This is a genomic window from Arthrobacter gyeryongensis (assembly GCF_039543785.1).
Classification (GTDB): Bacteria; Actinomycetota; Actinomycetes; order Actinomycetales; family Micrococcaceae; genus Arthrobacter; species Arthrobacter gyeryongensis.
On sequence record NZ_BAABKK010000026.1, the window covers coordinates 106765 to 126061 of the forward strand.

At 63.7% G+C, this 19297-nt stretch carries 20 protein-coding genes and 1 tRNA gene; 16 read left to right on the forward strand and 5 right to left on the reverse strand.

Annotated features, from left to right (window positions below; translation table 11 throughout):
* The first annotated feature begins 89 nt into the window (after positions 1-89).
* The 5 genes from ABEA18_RS18110 to ABEA18_RS18130 are packed head-to-tail and all read left to right on the forward strand — an operon-like array spanning position 90 to position 4075.
* Positions 90-1079, forward strand: coding sequence for a glycosyltransferase family 2 protein (locus tag ABEA18_RS18110; RefSeq protein ID WP_345451425.1), 990 nt, complete (start codon positions 90-92; stop codon positions 1077-1079).
* Positions 1076-1495 carry a GtrA family protein gene (locus ABEA18_RS18115; protein ID WP_345451427.1) on the forward strand — a complete coding sequence of 140 codons (420 nt, stop codon included), beginning with the start codon at positions 1076-1078 and terminating at the stop codon, positions 1493-1495. The genes ABEA18_RS18110 and ABEA18_RS18115 overlap by 4 nt, the downstream gene beginning before the upstream one ends.
* On the forward strand, positions 1488-3365 hold the full coding sequence (locus ABEA18_RS18120; protein ID WP_345451429.1) for a glycosyltransferase family 39 protein: 1878 nt from the start codon (positions 1488-1490) through the stop codon (positions 3363-3365). The genes ABEA18_RS18115 and ABEA18_RS18120 overlap by 8 nt, the downstream gene beginning before the upstream one ends.
* Before the next feature lie 48 nt (positions 3366-3413).
* A complete protein-coding gene (locus tag ABEA18_RS18125; RefSeq protein ID WP_345451431.1) occupies positions 3414-3800 on the forward strand; it encodes a VOC family protein in 387 nt (128 codons plus the stop codon).
* The gene (locus ABEA18_RS18130) at positions 3797-4075 is read left to right on the forward strand and encodes an acylphosphatase (protein ID WP_345451432.1); all 279 of its coding nucleotides are present in this window, start codon (positions 3797-3799) and stop codon (positions 4073-4075) included. Before ABEA18_RS18125 ends, ABEA18_RS18130 begins: the two co-directional genes overlap by 4 nt.
* Positions 4076-4117: 42 nt before the next feature.
* Here ABEA18_RS18130 and ABEA18_RS18135 read toward each other — a convergent pair whose 3' ends face one another.
* Genes ABEA18_RS18135 through ABEA18_RS18145 form a run of 3 tightly spaced genes read right to left on the reverse strand, consistent with a single transcriptional unit; the run spans position 4118 to position 6799 of the window.
* Positions 4118-5329 (reverse strand): DNA glycosylase AlkZ-like family protein, encoded by a 1212-nt coding sequence (locus tag ABEA18_RS18135; RefSeq protein ID WP_345451433.1) that lies wholly within the window; start codon positions 5327-5329, stop codon positions 4118-4120.
* A 49-nt stretch (positions 5330-5378) separates the two neighbouring features.
* Positions 5379-5774, reverse strand: coding sequence for a 6-pyruvoyl trahydropterin synthase family protein (locus ABEA18_RS18140; RefSeq protein ID WP_345451434.1), 396 nt, complete (start codon positions 5772-5774; stop codon positions 5379-5381).
* A 2-nt stretch (positions 5775-5776) separates the two neighbouring features.
* On the reverse strand, positions 5777-6799 hold the full coding sequence (locus ABEA18_RS18145) for a zinc-dependent alcohol dehydrogenase (RefSeq protein ID WP_345451435.1): 1023 nt from the start codon (positions 6797-6799) through the stop codon (positions 5777-5779).
* A 116-nt stretch (positions 6800-6915) separates the two neighbouring features.
* Between ABEA18_RS18145 and ABEA18_RS18150 the strand changes: the two genes are divergently transcribed.
* From ABEA18_RS18150 to ABEA18_RS18170, 5 genes are all read left to right on the forward strand, one after another.
* Positions 6916-7005 (forward strand) — tRNA-Ser (locus ABEA18_RS18150).
* Between the two features lie 229 nt (positions 7006-7234).
* Entirely contained in the window at positions 7235-7792 is a 558-nt protein-coding gene (locus ABEA18_RS18155) for a dihydrofolate reductase family protein (RefSeq protein WP_345451436.1), read from the forward strand.
* 332 nt (positions 7793-8124) lie between these two features.
* Complete coding sequence (locus ABEA18_RS18160; protein ID WP_345451437.1) at positions 8125-9252, forward strand: acyltransferase family protein; 1128 nt, start codon at positions 8125-8127, stop codon at positions 9250-9252.
* Positions 9253-9396: 144 nt separating this feature from the next.
* Complete coding sequence (locus ABEA18_RS18165) at positions 9397-10413, forward strand: hypothetical protein (protein ID WP_345451438.1); 1017 nt, start codon at positions 9397-9399, stop codon at positions 10411-10413.
* A 137-nt stretch (positions 10414-10550) separates the two neighbouring features.
* Positions 10551-11093: a DUF2087 domain-containing protein gene (locus ABEA18_RS18170; protein ID WP_345451439.1), complete on the forward strand. Its 543-nt coding sequence runs from the start codon at positions 10551-10553 to the stop codon at positions 11091-11093.
* An 11-nt stretch (positions 11094-11104) separates the two neighbouring features.
* Here ABEA18_RS18170 and ABEA18_RS18175 read toward each other — a convergent pair whose 3' ends face one another.
* Entirely contained in the window at positions 11105-11899 is a 795-nt protein-coding gene (locus ABEA18_RS18175; RefSeq protein ID WP_345451440.1) for a carbon-nitrogen hydrolase family protein, read from the reverse strand.
* Positions 11900-11931: 32 nt separating this feature from the next.
* Here ABEA18_RS18175 and ABEA18_RS18180 point away from each other — a divergent pair, with 32 nt between their 5' ends.
* Positions 11932-12588, forward strand: a complete 657-nt coding sequence (locus ABEA18_RS18180; RefSeq protein ID WP_345451441.1) for a GntR family transcriptional regulator — start codon at positions 11932-11934, stop codon at positions 12586-12588.
* Positions 12589-12651: 63 nt separating this feature from the next.
* On the opposite strand, the gene ABEA18_RS18185 is transcribed toward ABEA18_RS18180, so the two are convergent.
* Entirely contained in the window at positions 12652-14043 is a 1392-nt protein-coding gene (locus ABEA18_RS18185) for an MFS transporter (RefSeq protein ID WP_345451442.1), read from the reverse strand.
* A 147-nt stretch (positions 14044-14190) separates the two neighbouring features.
* Here ABEA18_RS18185 and ABEA18_RS18190 point away from each other — a divergent pair, with 147 nt between their 5' ends.
* The 5 genes from ABEA18_RS18190 (at position 14191) to ABEA18_RS18210 (ending at position 19275) form a co-directional block, all read left to right on the forward strand.
* A complete protein-coding gene (locus ABEA18_RS18190; RefSeq protein WP_345451444.1) occupies positions 14191-14877 on the forward strand; it encodes a DUF2848 domain-containing protein in 687 nt (228 codons plus the stop codon).
* Between the two features lie 109 nt (positions 14878-14986).
* Positions 14987-16027: a GTP 3',8-cyclase MoaA gene (gene moaA / locus ABEA18_RS18195; RefSeq protein ID WP_345451446.1), complete on the forward strand. Its 1041-nt coding sequence runs from the start codon at positions 14987-14989 to the stop codon at positions 16025-16027.
* 42 nt (positions 16028-16069) lie between these two features.
* Positions 16070-16966 (forward strand): AAA family ATPase, encoded by an 897-nt coding sequence (locus ABEA18_RS18200; RefSeq protein ID WP_345451448.1) that lies wholly within the window; start codon positions 16070-16072, stop codon positions 16964-16966.
* Positions 16967-16970: 4 nt separating this feature from the next.
* Positions 16971-18116, forward strand: a complete 1146-nt coding sequence (locus ABEA18_RS18205; RefSeq protein WP_345451450.1) for a vWA domain-containing protein — start codon at positions 16971-16973, stop codon at positions 18114-18116.
* Entirely contained in the window at positions 18109-19275 is a 1167-nt protein-coding gene (locus ABEA18_RS18210) for an XdhC family protein (RefSeq protein ID WP_345451452.1), read from the forward strand. The genes ABEA18_RS18205 and ABEA18_RS18210 overlap by 8 nt, the downstream gene beginning before the upstream one ends.
* Positions 19276-19297 lie beyond the last annotated feature (22 nt).

Consider the following 19297-nt stretch of genomic DNA (forward strand, 5'->3'; position numbering starts at 1 on the left):
GTTTGATTATCCAGACGTTACGCTAACCTGATATGGCAACAGTTCCATACGCAGTCGTCCATGCCTGCGGCCTTCAGAAACGACCGATAATGACGCACAGCGGCGGGCGAAAGTCCATTTCATATGTCTTTCCCATCTTCAACGAGTCTGGAAACATCCGTCGCCTTTATGACGTGATCTCCGAAACTACAGCGGGCCTCGACTATGATATCGAGCTTGTTTTCGTCAACGATGGCAGCAAAGACAATTCCCTGGAACTGCTTCGGGACCTGCAGATGACGGACCGCCGCATACTGGTCATCGATTTCGCTCGTAATTATGGCCACCAGGTCGCCGTAACAGCGGGCATCGACGCAGCAACCGGCGATGCCGTGATCATCATGGACAGCGACCTCCAGGATCCTCCGGAAGTCAGCCTGGAGCTGATCTCTCGGTGGGAGGAGGGGTTCGATGTCGTGTATGCCCAACGCCGGACTCGCAAAGACACCCCTTTCAAGAGATTCACCGCCTGGGCTTTCTACGTCATGCTCCGGCGCATTGCATCAATCGAAATCCCGGCCAATACGGGTGATTTTCGGCTGCTTGACCGCGTAGTAGTTGATGAAATAAAGAAATTCCGCGAACACGACCGCTTTATTCGCGGGATGGTCAGCTACGTTGGATTCAATCAGGCCGCCGTCCAATTTGACCGCGATGAACGCCTCAATGGAAAGTCCGGATATCCGCTGGGAAAGATGCTCAAATTGGCCGCGGATGGCGTCTTCGGTTTCTCCACGTTCCCCCTCACCTTGATCTCCAGAATCGGTATGATCACAGCGCTGCTGAGCGTGGTTGGCATCGCGTATGCCGTGCTCATGAAAGTGTTTTCTCCGAACACCGTGGTGGAAGGATGGACGTTCATTGTCACGTCGATCCTCTTTGTGGGCGGCTTGCAGCTCATCATGCTCGGCATTCTGGGTGGATACATCGGGCGCATCTACACGGAGGTTCAGAACCGGCCGTTGTACGGGGTCCGGGCCGTATACGGCGCCACCGACCGCAGAGCAACACCGGCCATCTCGGAAGCGGAGACGGAATGAAGTCGCCCCGTGCAAGGCTGCTCGAATCCACAGGAAAGTTTGCCGTGGTAGGCATTGTCAACAATATTGTCGGGTACACGATCTTCGCTGTCCTGTCCTTGATTGGGACGCCCGCTATTCCGGCTATGGCCGTCAGTTACGGCACCGGAATGGTCATCAGCTACTTTGGCAACCGGTCCTTCACCTTTAAGCACGAGGGCAAATCGGGACCCGCGATCCTCAGGTTCCTCGTAGTCAATGCCGCAGGTTTTACGCTGAACGCCGCACTGTTGTGGTTCTTCGTGGATGTCGCCAGAATGCCCCAACTCCTTGTCCAGCTGTTCGCGATCGCTTGCGTAGCTACGCTGACCTACACCTTGATGCGTCTTTGGGTTTTCCACGAGAGCAAAGTTCAGCCGGAGGCATCCAATGCCTGAGACCCAAGCCCGGCCCGTCCTCGAGGCTCCAGAGCAGGCCGTTACGCGGAACCCGCCCAAAGTGAAGTTGTCGACGTGGATCTGGCTCGGTTCCGCCGTTCTCGCGGCTCTGGTTGCCGGATTCATCGCGCCGACCCTGATGCCTTCCCGGGCATTCCAGATACTGGCTGCGTTCGGCGTCTTCATAGCTGTGGTTGGCGCCCGGACCACGTTCGGGTTCTACTCGGAGTTGGCCGGCCGGATCCGCGGATGGCGCGAAGAACCCGTTAGGCACCATAAGCTGTCCGCAGCCCCTGGCCTGATCTTTTGCGGAATGCTCGCATTCATACTGCTTGGGGTGCTGTTCTGGCCCTCCCCGCACATCGCCAACTACAACTATGCACTTACTGGTTGTGGCGCCTTGTTCGTGCTCTTCGTTCTTCCCCCGTTGTATCGAGCCTCCGCGGCTTTTGGCCGCCGACTCGAGACCGCGCCGCGATGGGTCCGTCCCGCATTCCTCTGTGTAGCCATGGTCCTTGCCCTGTTGGTTCAGTTGAGGCTCGGGTATGCGTTGCAGGTCCTGCCCGGGTGGGACGCTGGCGCGGTTGCAGAGAGCGCGTTCGGCGTCGCCGATGGCAGCAAGTCCACCATCTACGACTACTTCAACATGTACCCCAACAACCTGGCGATCACGGTCGCGCTCACGAGGTACTCCCAAGTGATGGTGGCCCTGGGTGTCCCCTCGGGCGGGCTCCTCTACGCAGCTATCGTCCTCAATTGCGTGGTGTTGTGCACGGCAATCCTGCTCACCTATTTGTGCGCACGGCAACTTGTCAACGAAGGTGCCGCCGTCTTCACGCTTCTCCCATCTGCGCTGTACCTCGTGCTCTCTCCGTACATCTCCGTTGTGTACTCCGACAGCGTGGGCATTCTCTTTCCAGTGTTGCTCTTCTACCTCCATCTCAAGGCGGTGCGAGCGGGCAGGTGGCAAGTCAAACTTGTCCTTTGGACGCTGCTTGGCGCCGTCACGGCCGTGGGTTATAACCTCAAACCGACCGCTGCATTCGCAACCGCAGCGATAATTGGTGTTTACGCACTCGAATATCTTTTCCGCAACAAGAGCGCCCTGCATAAGTTGCGTGCGCTGGTTGGGGTTCTGGCCGCAACGGCAATCGGGTTCACTGCCACAAACACGGCAATGTGGGTAGACATCAAAGCCCAGTCCTATGTTGGTTTCAACGTCGATCAGAACACCAAGGCCTTTCCCTGGACGCATTTCCTTATGATGGGAGCAACCGGGATTGGCGCGTTCACGCAATCGGATGTGAACGGCACTGCGGCGATTCAAGATCCAACTGAGCGCTACCAGCACGGCCTTGAAGTGTACGCCCAGCGCGTTTCGGATATGGGATATCCGGGCTACCTGCAATTCATTGACCGCAAGGCCGTATGGACGTTTGGCGATGGGAGTTTTCATACCTGGGGAGAAGGACTCCTTTTGAATCAGAAGGATCCCTTCCCGATCAAAGATCCGCTCAGCAATAAGATCAAGGACTACCTCTGGGGGAACGGCGCCCACTTTGACCTGATGACAGGCGTCTGGCAGTCCGGTTGGCTGGCGTTGCTCTTCCTGGTCGCCCTGCCCCTGCGCGTGCGGTCACCGCGGCTTCTGACCTCCAGTGCAGCAATCATGCGTTGGTCTTTGCTCGCGTTGACCCTATTTCTCCTGTTTTTCGAAACGCGGCCACGATACCTCTACCTGTACGTTCCGTTCTTCATTCTTCTGGCAACGCTGACCCTCAGCGCGCTCACAACGCCGTCTCACGGGCGGAGATCCATTCTTTCCGCTGCATCTACGAATCCCGACGAAAAGGCGCCCTTGAAATTGTGAGGTGTTGGACGTCAGATGGTCTCAGGCAGCACATCTGAGGAGGACCTCATGACCGTCTCTTTCAACCACACCATCGTCTACGCGACGGACAAACGCCGTTCCGCGGAGTTCCTCGCCAAGGTATTTGGCCTGCCGAAGCCGCAGCCCATGTGGTCCTTCATGACTGTGTCCTTTGCCCATGGAGTAGCCCTCGATTTCGCCACGGCGAACCGGCCCGTCTCGCCCCAGCACTATGCGTTTCTGGTCAGTGAGGACGACTTCGACGGAATCTTCGCGAGGATCCAGGCCGAGGGAATCCCCTATTGGGCGGACCCTGCACGGTCACGCGCCCAGCAGATCAACCACAACGACGGCGGACGCGGCGTCTACTTCGCGGATCCGGACGGGCATTTCCTGGAGGCAATCACGCGGCCATATGGATCGGGTGCCGCATGAGTTCCCCGGTGCGGGTCACGGCCATGGTGACCGGCCGCGTCCAGGGCGTCGGTTTCCGCTACTCGACAATGCACCAGGCCCGGATGCTCGGACTGACCGGGGAGGCGGCCAACCAGTTGGATGGCTCGGTACAGGTGATCGCTGAGGGTGATCGCGAAGCCGTCGATTCCCTGCTGGAATGGCTGCAATCCCGGGATGCCCCGGGCCGCGTAAAACACGTGGATGCCACCTTCTCGCGAGCCACCGGGGAGTTCTCCGGATTCTGGGTGGACTGAACTTGCCCCAAACTGAGACCAATAGCGTCCGCGGCGTTCGCCTTATGAATTGGCACTGTCCAAGGCGTCGATGCGCTTCTGCCGCGATGCTGGCGAGTCCAGGCTGAACGAGCGGAAATCCCCGAGGTCCTCGCGGATCCAGCTCTCCACCTCACTAATCCGCTGTGTGACGGCCGCGCTGGGCTTGTCAAACGTCCAGGCGGCGATCCGCTCCTTGCCCGGATCGTATTGCCACAGCCCGATGATCCTTCCCCGGTCCAGGATCGGATGGTCGGACAGGTCTGCCTGCAGCCCCAGAGTGCCGTCCATGACCTTCCGGCCCCGATCCCGCTCGGCGAGCATGTCCGCCGAGTTCCTGCGCAACAGCACCAAAGAGTCCGTCCCGGCCAGAAGCTGGATCTGCTCCTCCTGCGGTGCCCGGAACGCGGAAAGGTGCTCGACGTCGTCGGGCAGCATCCAGAGCGACTCGCCTGCCTCCGTGGTCACTTCGACGGCGCCGACGGCGGCCAGCGCCGCCTTGCTCTGCGCGACGGTGAAACCCGTTAGCCATTGGCTCTGCTTGAACGTCGCTCCGCCGGTCCAGCGCAGATACCGTTCGATCAAGAGCGCGCGGGCGGCGTCGTCGTCGAGGGAGCTGGGCGGCAGCGCCCATGAGGTGTAGGCGTAGCGCTGCTGGTCGAGGCGGCCATTGACGGGGACGCGACGGATGCGTCCGTCGGCTTGGAGGAGGCCCAGCGCCGTGGGGAGGGTGGTCGACGCACCCTTCTTCTTGCCTTCTTCGCCAAGGCTGCGGACGGACTCGCCGAGCTCGTCCCTGAGCTGCTTCGGGTCCATGGGGTCGCTGGATTCAATGAGGGTGTGCAGGACTTGCTCTTCGAGCAGGGTGATCTCACCGCGTTCGACGCCGAGCCGGGCCAGGACCTTGAATGGCGCCACCGCGGCCTCCCGGCCGACTTGGAGTCCCCACGCAAAGTCCTTCCGGCCGAGGACGTAGGTGCAACCACGGGCTGTGGGGAGCTCGTGGATTTTCAGCTCGGCGACGTCGCGATCGACCTGTTCGCGCCGGATCCCGGCCCGGGCGAAGAGCGTCAGGTAAGGATTGGCGCCGCCCACGGAACGGGCCCAGCCGGCGCGGTCCAGGACTTCCTCGGACGTCTTGCCGGAGAGGGAACCGTCCAGGCCCTGCCTATGCCACGCCCAGGCGCGGAGGAGTTCCGGGGTGAGCGTTTGGGTGGAAAGTACGGCGGACGTCATGGCCCCATTCTGCACTGTTTGTCCGCCCTCCGGGGCAGTCCCGCGCTAGCTATCGCTCGAAATCCAGCGAGAAGCCCGCCCAGGCGTCGGGATGTTCCCGGAGGACGACGTCGACGCCGGCAAGCGCACCGCCGTCGTCGCTCCCGCTGACTTTCGCCGCGACCGCCTCAGCGATGAAGCGGGCCAGCACTTCCGTCGTCGTGAGCTGTCCGGCGAAGTCCGGGTGCTCGTCGAGGTTCTTGTAGTTGAGGCCTGCCAGCACCTCGTCCAGGATGGTTCCGGCAGCGCCGATGTCCATCACGATCGCGTCGTCGTTCAGCTCCGCCCGGCGGAACGTCATCTCGGCGACGAAGGTGGCTCCGTGGAGTCCCTGCGCCGGGCCGAACGACTCCCGCGGGAGGCTGTGGGCGATCATGAAGTGCCGGCGGACGGTGAGGCTGAACATCGTTAGCCTTTCTTGGTTTCGGGGTAGTTGATGACATGGCAAAGATCGTCCAGTTCACCGTTTTCCAGGCCGTTGAAGACCTCCGGCAGCTCCTCGAACTGCGAATCTCCCGTGAGGAAGGCGTCGAACACGGGGTCCCGCAGCAGGGAAACCGCCAGCGCCAGCCGCTCGTTTGACGTGCGGCGGTGCCGGCGCGACCGTGCAACCACTCCGACCTGGCTGGCTCGGACGGAGAGGCGCCTGGCATGGAAGTCCTCCCCCAGCGGCAGGGAGACCTTTCGGTTCCCGTACCAAGACATCTCAATGATCTCGCCCTCGTCCCCGGCTAACTGCAGGCTACGGGCCAGTCCTTCGTCCGTGGCCGAGCAATGGAACACGATGTCGCAGTCCTGTTTTGCATCGTCCGGAAGCACGAACTCCACCCTCAGGGATTCCACGAACCCGCGCTTCCCCGGATCCGTCTCCACGAGCTGCAAGCGCTGCAGCGGGAAACTGCGCAGGAGCGCCGCGGTCATGCCGCCCACCAGTCCGGCACCGACGACGGCGATCCTGTCACCAAGGCGGGGTCCGGCCTCCCAGAGGGCGTTGAGGGCGATCTCGGCGATGCCGGTGAGCACAGCGCGGCGTGCAGGCACGCCGTCGGGAATTCGGGTGAGTGAGGTGAGCGGCACGACGTAGCGGTCTTGGTGCGGGTGCAGGCAGAAGACGTTCTGGCCGATCCAATCTTCGGGGCCTTCCTCAACGACGCCAACCGACAAGTAGCCGAACTTGACCGGCGCCGGAAAATCCCCGGTTTGATGGGGTGCGCGCATCGCGTTCGCGATTCGTGGAGGGACATTGGCTTCGTGGACCACGAGTTCGGTTCCCCGACTGATTCCCGAGTACAAGGCCCGGACCAGAGCCTCCCCCTGGCCCGGGGCCGGAAGTTCCTCGCTGCGGAGCTCACCTTGGCAGGGGCCCACCGTCCAGTAGGCCAGGGCCGATTGGGGGTGCGTGTTCTGCGGTGCGTTTTGTGGAAGAGTCATCGTGCTTGCGAATCTAGTCCTGCGGCCGCGATTGGGGAAGCGAAGGCTACTTACTAAGTGGGCGCCGACCGGCCGTTTTGGGGAACAGGCCTACACTCCGGTACCCTATTTCAGTTGGTGACGTGTCCGAGCGGCCGAAGGTGCAACACTCGAAATGTTGTTTGGTGTCAAAGCCAACGTGGGTTCAAATCCCACCGTCACCGCCAAAGAAAACCCCTGGTCAGCCAGGGGTTTTCTGCTTTCTCGGGGCGTGAGGACCAGCGCCGATCCCGCTCCCACAGCTCGTCGAGCAGGGAGCTGATCTCCTTCGTACATCTCAGGGCGTCAGGGAGACGATGACTACCCCCAGCGAACACTGGCGATTCCGGCGGAATAGCCTCCGCGGCAAGGCGGTGATAGTTGAGGCGTCGGTAAGTGGCGGCCTAGCATCGTCGTATGGGTCTCCTAACGTTCAGCATCAACGTCACCCTGGATGGTTGCGTCGACCACCAGGAAGGCATCGCCGACGACGAGACGCACGCCTACTTCACCCGCCTCATGGACGAGGGGGGCGCAATGCTCTGGGGCCGTACCACCTACGAGATGATGGAGAGCTACTGGCCGGCGGTCGCCCGCAGCGACGAGGACGCACCGCCTGCGATGCGCGAGTGGGCGCTAAAGCTGGAGGCCAAGCCGAAGTACGTTGTGTCGTCGACGCGAAGCGACTTCCCGTGGACCAACAGCCACCACGTCGTCGGCGACCTGCTCACGGCCGTGCAGGATCTCAAGGATGCGACTCCCGGCGGGGTACTCGTCGGCAGCGGCAAACTTGCGACAGAGCTGGATCAACTGGATCTAATCGACGAGTACAAGTTCCTTGTCCATCCCAGGATTGCCGGCCACGGTCCCACCCTTTACCAGGGCGGACTGCGTAGCACCCGACGCCTCGATCTGATCTCGGCAGAGCCGCTCAGCAACGGCGCGGTCGCCTTGCACTATCGACGGGCTGATTGAGTCTGACTGTCCGTCGCGGGTGAGCTTCGTCCGAATCGAGTCTGGTTCGGGCTATTTCGTCTCGTTCGGCTGCCAGCGCTCGGAAATCGCGCCACCTTGCTCGATGACAGGACTGCACAAACCACGCCCAGGCCAAACCTCCGGGCACCCCTCAAGCGAAAGCCTTGATAGTTCCCCCATTTACTCATTGTTTCGCACGAGACCCGGGACGAAGCTAAAGCCGCTTGACCAGATCAAATCTACTCGTGTAGATTCGATCAGAGTGTTATCCGGGTCACACCCAAAGAAGGTCACCCAAACAGCCTTTGAGCCCAAAAAGAGATGACTAGCCCATGAAGACCCCCACGACAGCGGTGGACCGTCCAGGCCTGGCCATACTCGGCGCCCGCACCCTGGGTGACGCCCTGGGCTCTGGACGAAACTCACTGAACGCCCTGCGCCTGGTCTTCGCCGCAGCCGTGATCGTCTCCCACTCCTGGTGGCTGGGCGGCTACGGCCCGGAACCCTCGCTTTACGGGATCAAGCTCGGCACCGCAGGCGTCATGGGCTTCTTCGCCATCTCCGGCTATCTCATCACCGTCAGTGCCGAACGCTCGGACACGGTGCTGGCTTACGCCGCGGCCCGGCTCGCCCGCATCTATCCGGCCCTCGTGGTCGCTGCGCTTGCTATTGCCTTCGTGGCTGCACCGCTTGGCGCTCTCCTGACCCACGGGACGTACGACCTGCGCGGAGCCCTGGCCTTCCTCGGCGCGGCCCTGGCGCTCAGCGTCGGAGTTATGGACACGCCCGCCATAGGGACGTCCCTCTGGGGCAACAACGACCGCTTCGACTGGAACGGCCCCCTTTGGACTCTCACCTGGGAGGGGCTGTGCTACGTCATCATCGCCGTGGTCGTGTTCCTGCTCCGCAGGCTTCCAGAGAACAGGCGAGGCACGGCCACCGCAATCTTCCTGCTCTTTGCCGCATCCACGGGAGCGGTCTTCGGAAAGCTCCTCGCCGGCAGCTTCGGGCCGAACCGCACCGAATTCGTCCTCCCGCTGCTCGCAATCTTCATGGCAGGGTCTCTCCTTGCTACCCAGAGGCACCGGATGCTCATCGGTGCGGTGCCAAGCCTTCTCGCCGCACTGGCCGTCTGGGGCGCCCTCGCCACGGGCTACGGCACAGCCCTCGCCCCACTACCGTTTGCCTACCTCATCCTGTCGATCGGTTCCATCGGCAGCGCGTCCGCCATCGGGTCCCGCTACGACATCTCCTATGGGATCTACATCTACGGATGGCCAATCCAGCAGCTCCTCGCCGGCGCCCACACGCCGGCACACGTTCCCGTGCTCGGCTTTGCTGCGCTCGCTCTCGTTGCGGCTTGGCCCCTTGGTTTCCTGAGCTGCGTGGCCGTCGAGCAGCCAGCCCAGCGGGTCCGGCGCGCCCTCATGAGCCGCTTCGCCGCCCGCGTAGCCACCTAAAACAATCCGCTTAAACGCTTGATCAACGATTCATCACCAGTTATTCTTGCCGTGATTAAGCGTTTAATCAAAAAGTCCTTGATTCCCTACAAGCTCCCCCCACAAGCTCCCCGCCTGCTCAACAACGCCGTGTGCAGAGGCTCGATGCAGAGCTATCGGCGGTCGAGTAGTCCTGACCGAGACCCGGAGATTTTATGGCCCACTCAGCAAGGAGGCTGCCGAAGAGGGCGAGCATGCTCGCCCTCTTCGCCGCGCTCACGATGTTTTTCACGACCACCATGGTGGACGACGGCGGGCGCGGCCTTCGGTTCCGGGCCCGCCAGCGGGGCTCTCCCCAACCAACAGCCCGTCACGGGCTACCTCGGGAACAATCTCGTCAACAGTTTCAACGGCGGCGACTCATCGACCGGAACACTGACCTCGCCGTCGTTCACCATCGGCCACTCGTACGTCAACTTCCTCGCAGGAGGCGGGAACAACCCACGGCCCTCGGACGTCTTCGCCGACTTCGAGGGCTCAACGTGGGGTGCCGGCTGGGCGGCGTCGGGCAGTTACGTCGGCCAAGGCCCGACGGCGGAATCCCTCCCCCACCAGCTCGGCTCCAAGGTCCTCGACACGTACGTCGGAGGAGGTGACGCGGCCACGGGCGCGATCACATCGCCGACGTTCACGATCACGCGGGACTACATCGACTTCCTCATCGCGGGAGGAAACCACCCCTGGGGCCAGTCCGGTGCCGCTGCGGTGAACCTCCTCGTCAACGGGCAGGTAGTCCGCACGGCAACGGGCCAGAACTCATCGACGATGTCGAACGTGAACTGGGACGCCCACACGCTCGTCGGGCAGAAGGCCCAAATCCAGGTCATCGACCACGCAAGCGGATCCTGGGGCCACATCATGGTGGACCAGATCGTGTTCAGCAGCGTGCCGAACTCTGTTGGAGGTGAACCGGACAATCAGACCACGGTGAATCTCGTCGTCAACGGGCAAGTGGTCCGCACCGCAACGGGCCAGAACAGCGAACGCCTCGCCTGGACATCGTGGAACGTCTCCGACCTCATTGGCCAGAGCGCACAGCTCCAAGTGATCGATAACGGCACGGGAAGCTGGGGCCATGTCCTGCTGGACCAAGTCACCTTCGAAGACATCCCGGCCGCCTAGGTCGAACGTGGCCTGTTCGTCCTGACCTTCTTTGCCGGGCGAAAGCCCTGAAATGGCACGACTCGCCGTGTCGCAAGCGCTTTCCGAAACGAAAGAAGGTCAGGACGGCACGCCTAATTTGTGCCTAAGCTAGGCTCATGGTGAGCGACTCATCGACGACGTCGGATGCGCGGCGCGTCCTCGCGGCACTGGCAAACGCCCAAGCCCGGAGGGTCTTCGCTGAGATCAGCGTTGGCGGAACCCCGGCCAGTTCGCTCTCGCCGGCGAAACTCGAACGGGCGCTCACGCTTCTGCACCAGGCGGGGCTGGTCGAGGCGGTCGAGACCGAAGGCAGTGCCCGCTACCGTATCCGCGAGCATGCCTTCCGGGACGCGCTGGCGAGCCTCTCGCCGGCGCCCAGCCCGTCCGGCGTCGAGCGCTTCTTGACCCCGGATGGCCGCATTGATCGTTATCCGGCGAGGGAGGCAGACCGACTCAAGGTTCTCGCCTGGGTGGCGACGCGCGTCCTCGAGACCAGCGAACGGGTGGCGGAACGGGAGCTTAACGAACGCCTCGCCGGGTTCACTGGAGATGTGCCCATGCTCCGGCGTTACCTTGTTGACTCTGGCATCGTGAGCCGCACGCCTGACGGCTCGGCCTACTGGCTGGTCATCAAAGAAGACGCCGACGGCGGCCCCTAGTCTCCGCGCCCCTAAAGGTCCCTGGCATTCGCCAGAACGGGAAGCTTGCCCCGGACTTCTTCCACAACAGACGGATCGATGTCGACGACGGCGAGTTCCGGCATTTCCCCAAGGGCGGCCACGACGGCACCCAGCGGCGAGATCACGGCACTGTGCCCAATACCGGTGGGCGCCGTGCCGGTGGCAGGCAAGCCGACACTGGCGGGATTGCCTTGGCCGCACGCCACGACGAAGGTGGTGCTGTCCACTGCGCGGGCACGCACCAGCAGCTCCCACTGCTCGGCTTTGCCTTCGCCGGCTCCCCATGAGGCGCAGACGATGTTGACCTGCGCTCCTGCCCGGGCGTTGGCAGCGAAGAGGGCGGGGAAGCGCACGTCGTAACACGTGGCAAGGCCAAACACGGTGCCGTTGAGTTCGAAGGTTACGGGTGACGTCCCGGCGTCGACCGAATCGGATTCCGCGAAGCCGAAGGCATCGAAGAGGTGGATCTTGTCGTACGACGTCTCCACCCCGGGGCCGGTGACCAATAGGGTGTTCCGGACCCGACCACCCTCGCCAGGAGTGAACATTCCCACCACGACGGCGATGTCCAACTCCCGCGCAAGGCTGCGGACCGCTGCGGCCCATGGTCCGTCCAACGGTTCGGCGATGTCCGCCAGGCTGTAGCCGAAAGCGCGCATCGCTGCTTCGGGAAAGACCACGAGTTCGGCTCCGACGGCTTTGGCGCGGGTGGCGTATCCTCGGATCAGTTCCAGGTTGGCGGCCAGATCGGCGCCCGTGATGATTTGGGCCACTGCTAAACGCATGAATTTACTCCAGATTGTTGTATACATGATGTATGCGAAAAAGTTCGGGGACTGCGGCGTCCGGCCGCGAGAAGGCGTACGCGTACCTGCGTGAAAATATCCTGATCGACCCCGAAGTCCAGGGGAAGTTCCTGAACGAGCAGGAACTGGCCGCGGAAATCGGCGTATCGCGTACGCCGGTGCGTGAGGCGCTCCTGCTGCTCGTCTCGGACGGTCTGGTGGAACTGATTCCCCAGCGCGGGGCTTACGTTCCCCCGGTGACCGGACGGGAGATGTCCGAACTGATGGAACTGCGAGGAATCCTCGAAAGCCACGCCGCCCGCTTGGTCATCGAGCAGGGCCGGATCCCCGCCGGGACGATGCAGGAAACCCTTGACCAACAGGCAAAGCTTCCCCAGGAACTGAGCCCGGAAGCGGCCCGTGAGTTTATCCGCTTGGACACCCTGTTCCACCAGCAGCTCATCGACGCGGCGGGCAACGAGCTCATTTCCCGGACGTACAGCAAGCTCCACGTCCGGCAAATTTTGGTGGGAGTCTCCGCGCTGTTCCGTACCGGAGGCCGGCGCGAGCAGGTGTGCGCCGAACACCAGGACATTCTCGACGCCCTGATGTCCGGCGACGCGGCGACGGCCCAGAAAGCCATCGACCATCACCTGGCGGTGACGCGGGACATCCTGCTCCGGACCTGACGCGGTTTTCGTCCGCCCTGCGCAGCTCGCCGACATCCTAACGACTCCTCCGGATGGCCAGCGTCAGCGCGTTTCCGCGACGGCGGACCGCTGGCTTGCCGCCGCAGATCCTTCGAGCAGCAGGCGGTAGTCCTCGTCTTCCACGGTGTTGGAGTCCCGGCCGAGCGCCAATCCCACTACGGTGACGACGGCGGCTACGGCCACATAGATGGCAACCGGAATCCAGGTGCCGAACTGGGACAGCAGCAGCGTGAACATCAAGGGTGCGATGGCTCCGCCGATCACGCCGGCGAAGGTGTAGGCCAGCGAGCTTCCGGTGGACCGCAACCTCGGGGAGAACTGTTCAACGATGAAGGCGGCCTGCGGTCCGTACATGAAGGAGTGCGCCATGAGGCCCAGGACGATTCCCGCGATGAGCAGCGGCTCGCTGTGCCCGCCGAGGATTCCGAAGAAGACGAAAGTCCAGACGGCCCCGACCACGGCCGCGATCCCGTAGACGAGGCGCCGGTTGAAGCGGTCGGAGACGGCTCCGGCCAGCGGGATCATGAAAAGCTGGAACGCCGAGCCGATCAATACGGCAGTGAGGACCTGGCTGCGGTCATAGCCAAGCGTCTGGATCCCGTAGCTCAGGGTGAAGACGGTGAACAGCGCGTAGAGCACGTCCGGGCCAACCCTGCACAGGGTGGCGGCGACGAGCGGCCGCAGTTCCTTGGTGAAGACTTCACGGACCGGAGCGTTGGGCTGCTCGCCGTGCGCCTCGATGGCCTTGAAAATCGGGGTATCTTCGAGCTTCAACCGGATCCAGAGACCGAAGCCCACCAGCACGGCCGAGACCAGGAATGCGATGCGCCAGCCAAAGCTGATGAACTGCGCTTCACTGAGGGTAACGGTCAGGACGGCCAGCGTGCCGTTGGCCAGGAGGTTGCCGGCTGGCGGTCCGACTTGGGCCGCGGAAGCCCAGAACCCGCGCCTATGGGGATCGCCGTACTCGCTGGAGAGCAGCACTGCGCCGCCCCATTCGCCACCGACGCCGACGCCCTGGGCGAAGCGCAGCAATACCAAGATGATCGGGGCCGAGATGCCGATGCTGCCGTAACCAGGCAGCACCCCGATCAGTACGGTGGCGACGCCGATGATCATCAGCGTTGTCACCAGCACCTTCTTGCGGCCGATGCGGTCACCGAGCCGTCCGAAAATGATGCCGCCCACAGGCCGGGACACGTAGCCCACAGCATAGGTGGAGAACGCCAGGATGGTCCCGGTCAAGGGATCCGATGACGGGAAAAAGACGATGGGGAATACGACGGCGGCCGCGGCGGAGTAGACAGCAAAGTCGTACCACTCGAGCGCGGTGCCGGTGAGGCTTGCGGCAAAGGCCTTGTACAGGCCCTTGGGATGCAGCGGCTTTCCCGGACGCGGCGCTGGGCCGGAAGCCGGAACTGGAACGTTGGCCATGGGTTTCCTCCACGAGAAGTTTACGGTGACGCCTGCCACACTGGCGTTAAATGTATACATTACGCATACTGGATGTACATTGGCGACTGTTTCCGGTTTCCGATCTGAAAAATTTCTCCAGCAGGACACGCAAAGGATGGACAGAAAATGACGACTCTGAGCTTTGAACTTCCCGATGGCACCACGAGGAACGTCCAGGTCAAGCACCTCCTGAACGCCGGCTACGCGGGGCGCGAGCAGGAAGAAGTGCAGGCCCACATCGCCGAACTGGCCGAACTTGGCGTTCCCGGCCCCGCGAGCACGCCGGCGCTGTACCCCGTGTCGCCATATCTCGCACAGCAGGTCTCGGAAGTCCGCGTCCAGCACGGCAGGACCTCGGGTGAAGCCGAATGGGCCCTGGTGATCACTAATGAGGACGTGCTCCTGACCGTGGCGTGCGACCACACGGATCGCGAGCTCGAGGTCCACGGCGTGGCTTGGAGCAAGAACGCCAGCCCGGACGTGCTGGGCCGCAAAGCCTGGCGCCTGGATGATGTTCGCGACCATTTGGACAACATCACCCTCAAGGGCTGGGTGGGCGACGGCGAAACTCCGGACACCCTCATCCAGGACAGCTCACTGGAGGCGCTCCTCAGCCCTGACTACTGGCTCGAAGTCCTGGCGGAGCGCGGCCTGAACCAGCCGGGCACCGTCCTCATCTCGGGCACGGTAGCAATGAAGCAGGGGGTTGACCAGTTTGCCCGCAGCTGGAAAGTGGAAATGAGCGACCCTGTGACGGGCACGTCGGTGGATGCCCAGTATGTTGTCGAGAAGATGGCAGAGCCCATCGGCTGAGTCCGGCTCCGCCGTCGTTCAGCCGCCTCCATTGTGGGCGCCCGGGCCCGGGCATACGCTGGGAGAGGCACAAGCGGTTGGGACTACTACCGCGTTGAGAGGGCGCTGCATGGACGCCAATTCCATCACCGACACCTTCCACCGGCCCCTGAGGGACCTGCGGATTTCCGTCACGGACCGATGCAATTTCCGTTGCGTCTACTGCATGCCAAAGGAGATCTTCGGGCGGGATTTCGTTTTCATGCCCCGGGATCAGCTGCTGACGTTTGAGGAAATCACCCGGCTGGCGTCGATTGCGGTGGGGCACGGGGTGCGGAAGATCCGGCTGACCGGCGGGGAACCCCTGCTGCGGAAGGATATCGAGGAATTGGTCCGGATGCTGGCCCGTTTGCGCACTCCCGACGGGCTGGCACCGGACCTGGCCATGACCACGAACGGCTCGGTCCTGGCGCAGAAGGCACAGGCCCTCAAGGATGCCGGGCTGAACCGGGTGACGGTCTCGCTCGACTCCCTCCGGGAGGAGACCTTCCAGGCCATGAACGACGTCGGCTATCCCGTGGCGAAGGTCCTTCACGCCGCAGATGTTGCCCAGGCCGCCGGACTGGGGCCGGTGAAAATCAACATGGTGGTCAAGCGCGGCACGAACGACCAGGACATTCTTCCCATGGCGAGCCATTTCAAGGGATCCGGGTTCATTCTGCGGTTCATCGAGTACATGGACGTGGGTGCGTCCAACGGCTGGAAGATGGATGAAGTGGTGCCCTCCGCCGAGATCCTGGCCCGCATCGGCGCGGTGTTCCCGCTGGAGCCCGTGGCGCCCAACTACCCCGGCGAAACCTCGGATCGCTGGCGGTACGCGGACGGCAGCGGCGAAATCGGAGTCATTTCGAGCGTGACCCAGGCCTTTTGCCGCGGCTGCACGCGGGCCCGGCTCTCGGCCGATGGGAAGTTGTTCACGTGCCTCTTCGCCACAACCGGCACTGACCTAAGGGCGCTCCTGAGGGGCGGCGCGTCCGACGTCGAGCTTTCGACGGCGTTGTCCGCCCTGTGGGGCGGCCGTACGGACCGCTACTCGGAACTGCGCAGTTCGCACACGCCTAAAGACCCCGCAGCGGCACACAAGATCGAGATGTCGTACATCGGCGGGTAGCCCACCAGACCGGAGCCCTGCCGGTGACCCTATGCTGGTGCCATGACGCAGACGTCGATCAGCTCCGCCTCAGCGCTGGCCGAAATGCTGGCCGCCACCGGCTACCTCGCCGATGATGGCCTGGCCACCATTGGCTACCTCGCCCTGAGCATGGAACGGCCGCTGCTTCTGGAGGGCGAACCGGGAACCGGCAAGACCTCCCTGGCCGAGGCCCTGGCGGAAGGGTTCGGGCTGCCGCTGATCCGATTGCAGTGCTATGAGGGAATCGACGCGTCGCAGGCACTGTATGACTGGGACTTCACCGCCCAGATCCTGCATCTGCGCAGTGTGGAGGCCAGCAGCGGCGCGGGAATGAGCGCGCGGCTGAGCGTGGCCGAACTGGAAAGTTCGCTTTACGACAAACGGTTCCTGCTGGCCCGGCCCATCCTCAAGGCATTGCAGCAGAGCCCGGCCGTGCTGCTGATCGACGAAATCGACCGGGCCGACGACGAGTTCGAGGCGTTCCTGCTGGAAGTGCTCTCCACTTATCAGGTCTCCATCCCCGAGTTCGGCACCGTCAAGGCCGACACCCCGCCGATTGTGGTGCTCACCTCCAACCGGACGCGCGACCTGCACGATGCGCTCAAACGCCGGTGCCTCTACCACTGGATCGACCACCCCGGGCTGGCCCGCGAAGTGGAGATTGTGCGCACCCGGCTCCCCCAGGTGCCCGCGCTCCTGGCCGAGCAGGTAGTGCGCGCGGTCCAGCAGATCCGGGTCACCGACGACGTACTCAAGCCTCCCGGCGTCGCCGAGACCCTGGACTGGGCTCGTGCCTTGCACCAGCTCGGCCGGGCCGAGCTGGACCTGGCATCGGCTGCGGCCAGCATCGGCGCGCTGTGCAAGTACCGCGAGGACACCGAGCGCGTCTCGGCGGCCCTGGCCCGGATGCTCGGCTGAGCCCATGCCAACGGCAGAACAGAGCGGGCCGGCACGCCAGAGCACAGGCCAGAACACCGGGCACAGCGCCGAAGAAATCCTGCTGGCCTTTGCTGCCGCCGTGCGTGCGGCCGGCGTGAAAGTGACCGCGGACCGCTCGCTCAGCTTCGTCGACGCCGTCGGCAGGCTCGCCCTGGACCGCCGTTCCGACGTGTTCTGGGCTGGACGTGCCACGCTGTGCGCCTCGCCGGAGGACTTGCCCGCCTACCAGCGGACGTTTGAGGCCTGGTTCGCCGTGGAACATTCAACCGCCCAACGCCTGGAAAACTCCGCGACGTCAGTCAGTGCTGCCGCTTTGGACAACGACGACGGCGGCACGGAAGCCGGGCGGGAACAGTTGCGGGCACTCGCCAGCCGCCGGGAGCTGCTGCGGCACCGCGACGTAGCCGTGCTGGACGACGCGGAACGGGCCTTGCTGCACCGGATGTTCGAGGAGCTGCCGGTGCGCTTGCCCACCCGGCAGACCCGGCGCAAGCATTTCGACCGGCATGGCGACGTCGACCGCGTACGGACCCTGCGCGACCAACTTCGCCGCGGCGGGGAACCGGGGCCGCTGCGCCGCGCCCGGGCTCCGCGCAAAACCCGCCGGATGGTCTGGTTGATCGACGTTTCGGGTTCTATGGCTCCTTATGCGGACAGCATGCTGCGTTTGGCCCACCGGGTAGTGGAAGCCGCTCCGCGCCAAGTGGAGGTGTTCACATTGGGCACCCGGCTGACCCGTGTGACGGGCGCGCTCCGGGTTCCCGACCCGGACAATGCCTTGGCCCTCGCCGGCCGCACCGTCCCCGATTGGTCCGGCGGAACCCGGCTTGGAGAGGTGCTGCGAGCGTTCAACGACCGCTGGGGCCAGCGCGTGATGGTGCGCGGCGCCGTCGTCGTGATTGCCAGCGATGGCTGGGAGCGAGGCGACCCCGCACTGCTGGGACGCCAGGCCGAACGTCTGCATCATCTGGCGAGGCGGATCATTTGGTCCAACCCGCACCGCGGTAAAGCGGGGTACGAGCCCCTGCAGCGGGGAATCAGGGCGGTGCTGCCGCACGTTGACTTCTTTATAGGGGGGCACTCAATGCAAAGTTTCGAGGAGTTGTTGGACGTGGTTGCCAATGCGTGAGGTCTTGGACGATCTGGTCGCCGCCATGGCGGCCGGACACACAGTAGGACTCGGAACGGTGGTGCGGACCTTCCGCTCCGCACCGCGCCCGGCAGGGGCCGCCATGATGGTCGACGCCGACGGCAGTGCGGTGGGCTCGGTGTCCGGCGGGTGCGTCGAAGGAGCGCTCTACGAACTGGCCACCAAGGTGGTCGAGTCCGGCCAGCCGGTACTCCAGCGCTACGGCATCAGTGACGACGCCGCGTTCGAGGTCGGCCTGACCTGCGGCGGGATCCTGGACATTTTCGTGGAGCCGGTTTCCACCGCGATCTTCCCGGAATTGGCCCAAGTGGCGGACGACGTCGGCGCAGGCCGCCCGGTTGCCATCGTCACCGTAATCGAACACCCCGATCCGGCCTGGCTGGGCCGCCACCTGGTGGTCCGCCCTGAAGGGTTTGTGGGTTCCCTGGGCAGCGAACGCGCCGACCATGCGGTATCCGACGATGTCCAAGGCCTGCTGGCCGCGGGCCGAAATGCCACCCTCATGTACGGACCGGACGGGCAGCGGCGCGGCGAAGGCATGCGCGTTTTCGCCCTCAGTTTCGCCCCGCAGCCGCGCATGCTGGTGTTCGGCGCGATCGACTTCGCCGCTGCCGTCGCGAAACAAGGCAGCTTCCTGGGCTACCGGGTCACTGTCTGCGACGCACGCGCGGTTTTCGCAACGGCCGCCCGGTTCCCGCAAGCGGACGAGGTGGTGGTGGAGTGGCCGCACCGCTACCTGCAGGCGCAGATCGCAGCCGGCCAAGTGGATGAGCGCACCGTGATCTGCGTGCTCACGCATGATCCGAAATTCGACGTGCCGCTGCTGGAGTTGGCGCTGCGCCACAACGTGGCCTATGTGGGGGCGATGGGATCCCGGCGCACGCACCACGACCGGCTGGAACGGCTGCGCGAAGCGGGCCTGAGCGAGGCCGAATTGGCCAAGCTGTCCAGCCCGATCGGCCTGGATCTCGGATCCCGCACGCCCGAGGAAACAGCCGTTTCCATCGCCGCCGAAATCATTGCCTTGCACTGGGGTGGCGGGGGCGGAAGATTGAGCACCATGGAGGCCCGGATCCACCACGAACCCACTGTTGAAGCAGACCACGAGGATACAGGGTACGAACTCAAGCCAAGCTAAGGCGCTCGCCGCCTCCGTGGAG

What these genes read in the sequence shown, in the direction of transcription:
- ABEA18_RS18205 (WP_345451450.1), top strand. Translation starts at nt 16,971, where the DNA reads ATGCCAACGGCAGAACAGAGCGGGCCGGCACGCCAGAGCACAGGCCAG.
- ABEA18_RS18145 (WP_345451435.1), bottom strand. Translation starts at nt 6,799, where the DNA reads ATGACTCTTCCACAAAACGCACCGCAGAACACGCACCCCCAATCGGCC.
- ABEA18_RS18175 (WP_345451440.1), bottom strand. Translation starts at nt 11,899, where the DNA reads ATGCGTTTAGCAGTGGCCCAAATCATCACGGGCGCCGATCTGGCCGCC.
- ABEA18_RS18180 (WP_345451441.1), top strand. Translation starts at nt 11,932, where the DNA reads ATGCGAAAAAGTTCGGGGACTGCGGCGTCCGGCCGCGAGAAGGCGTAC.
- ABEA18_RS18190 (WP_345451444.1), top strand. Translation starts at nt 14,191, where the DNA reads ATGACGACTCTGAGCTTTGAACTTCCCGATGGCACCACGAGGAACGTC.
- ABEA18_RS18140 (WP_345451434.1), bottom strand. Translation starts at nt 5,774, where the DNA reads ATGTTCAGCCTCACCGTCCGCCGGCACTTCATGATCGCCCACAGCCTC.
- ABEA18_RS18185 (WP_345451442.1), bottom strand. Translation starts at nt 14,043, where the DNA reads ATGGCCAACGTTCCAGTTCCGGCTTCCGGCCCAGCGCCGCGTCCGGGA.
- ABEA18_RS18110 (WP_345451425.1), top strand. Translation starts at nt 90, where the DNA reads ATGACGCACAGCGGCGGGCGAAAGTCCATTTCATATGTCTTTCCCATC.
- ABEA18_RS18170 (WP_345451439.1), top strand. Translation starts at nt 10,551, where the DNA reads ATGGTGAGCGACTCATCGACGACGTCGGATGCGCGGCGCGTCCTCGCG.
- ABEA18_RS18130 (WP_345451432.1), top strand. Translation starts at nt 3,797, where the DNA reads ATGAGTTCCCCGGTGCGGGTCACGGCCATGGTGACCGGCCGCGTCCAG.
- moaA (WP_345451446.1), top strand. Translation starts at nt 14,987, where the DNA reads ATGGACGCCAATTCCATCACCGACACCTTCCACCGGCCCCTGAGGGAC.
- ABEA18_RS18200 (WP_345451448.1), top strand. Translation starts at nt 16,070, where the DNA reads ATGACGCAGACGTCGATCAGCTCCGCCTCAGCGCTGGCCGAAATGCTG.
- ABEA18_RS18125 (WP_345451431.1), top strand. Translation starts at nt 3,414, where the DNA reads ATGACCGTCTCTTTCAACCACACCATCGTCTACGCGACGGACAAACGC.
- ABEA18_RS18160 (WP_345451437.1), top strand. Translation starts at nt 8,125, where the DNA reads ATGAAGACCCCCACGACAGCGGTGGACCGTCCAGGCCTGGCCATACTC.
- ABEA18_RS18165 (WP_345451438.1), top strand. Translation starts at nt 9,397, where the DNA reads ATGCAGAGCTATCGGCGGTCGAGTAGTCCTGACCGAGACCCGGAGATT.
- ABEA18_RS18135 (WP_345451433.1), bottom strand. Translation starts at nt 5,329, where the DNA reads ATGACGTCCGCCGTACTTTCCACCCAAACGCTCACCCCGGAACTCCTC.
- ABEA18_RS18120 (WP_345451429.1), top strand. Translation starts at nt 1,488, where the DNA reads ATGCCTGAGACCCAAGCCCGGCCCGTCCTCGAGGCTCCAGAGCAGGCC.
- ABEA18_RS18155 (WP_345451436.1), top strand. Translation starts at nt 7,235, where the DNA reads ATGGGTCTCCTAACGTTCAGCATCAACGTCACCCTGGATGGTTGCGTC.
- ABEA18_RS18210 (WP_345451452.1), top strand. Translation starts at nt 18,109, where the DNA reads ATGCGTGAGGTCTTGGACGATCTGGTCGCCGCCATGGCGGCCGGACAC.
- ABEA18_RS18115 (WP_345451427.1), top strand. Translation starts at nt 1,076, where the DNA reads ATGAAGTCGCCCCGTGCAAGGCTGCTCGAATCCACAGGAAAGTTTGCC.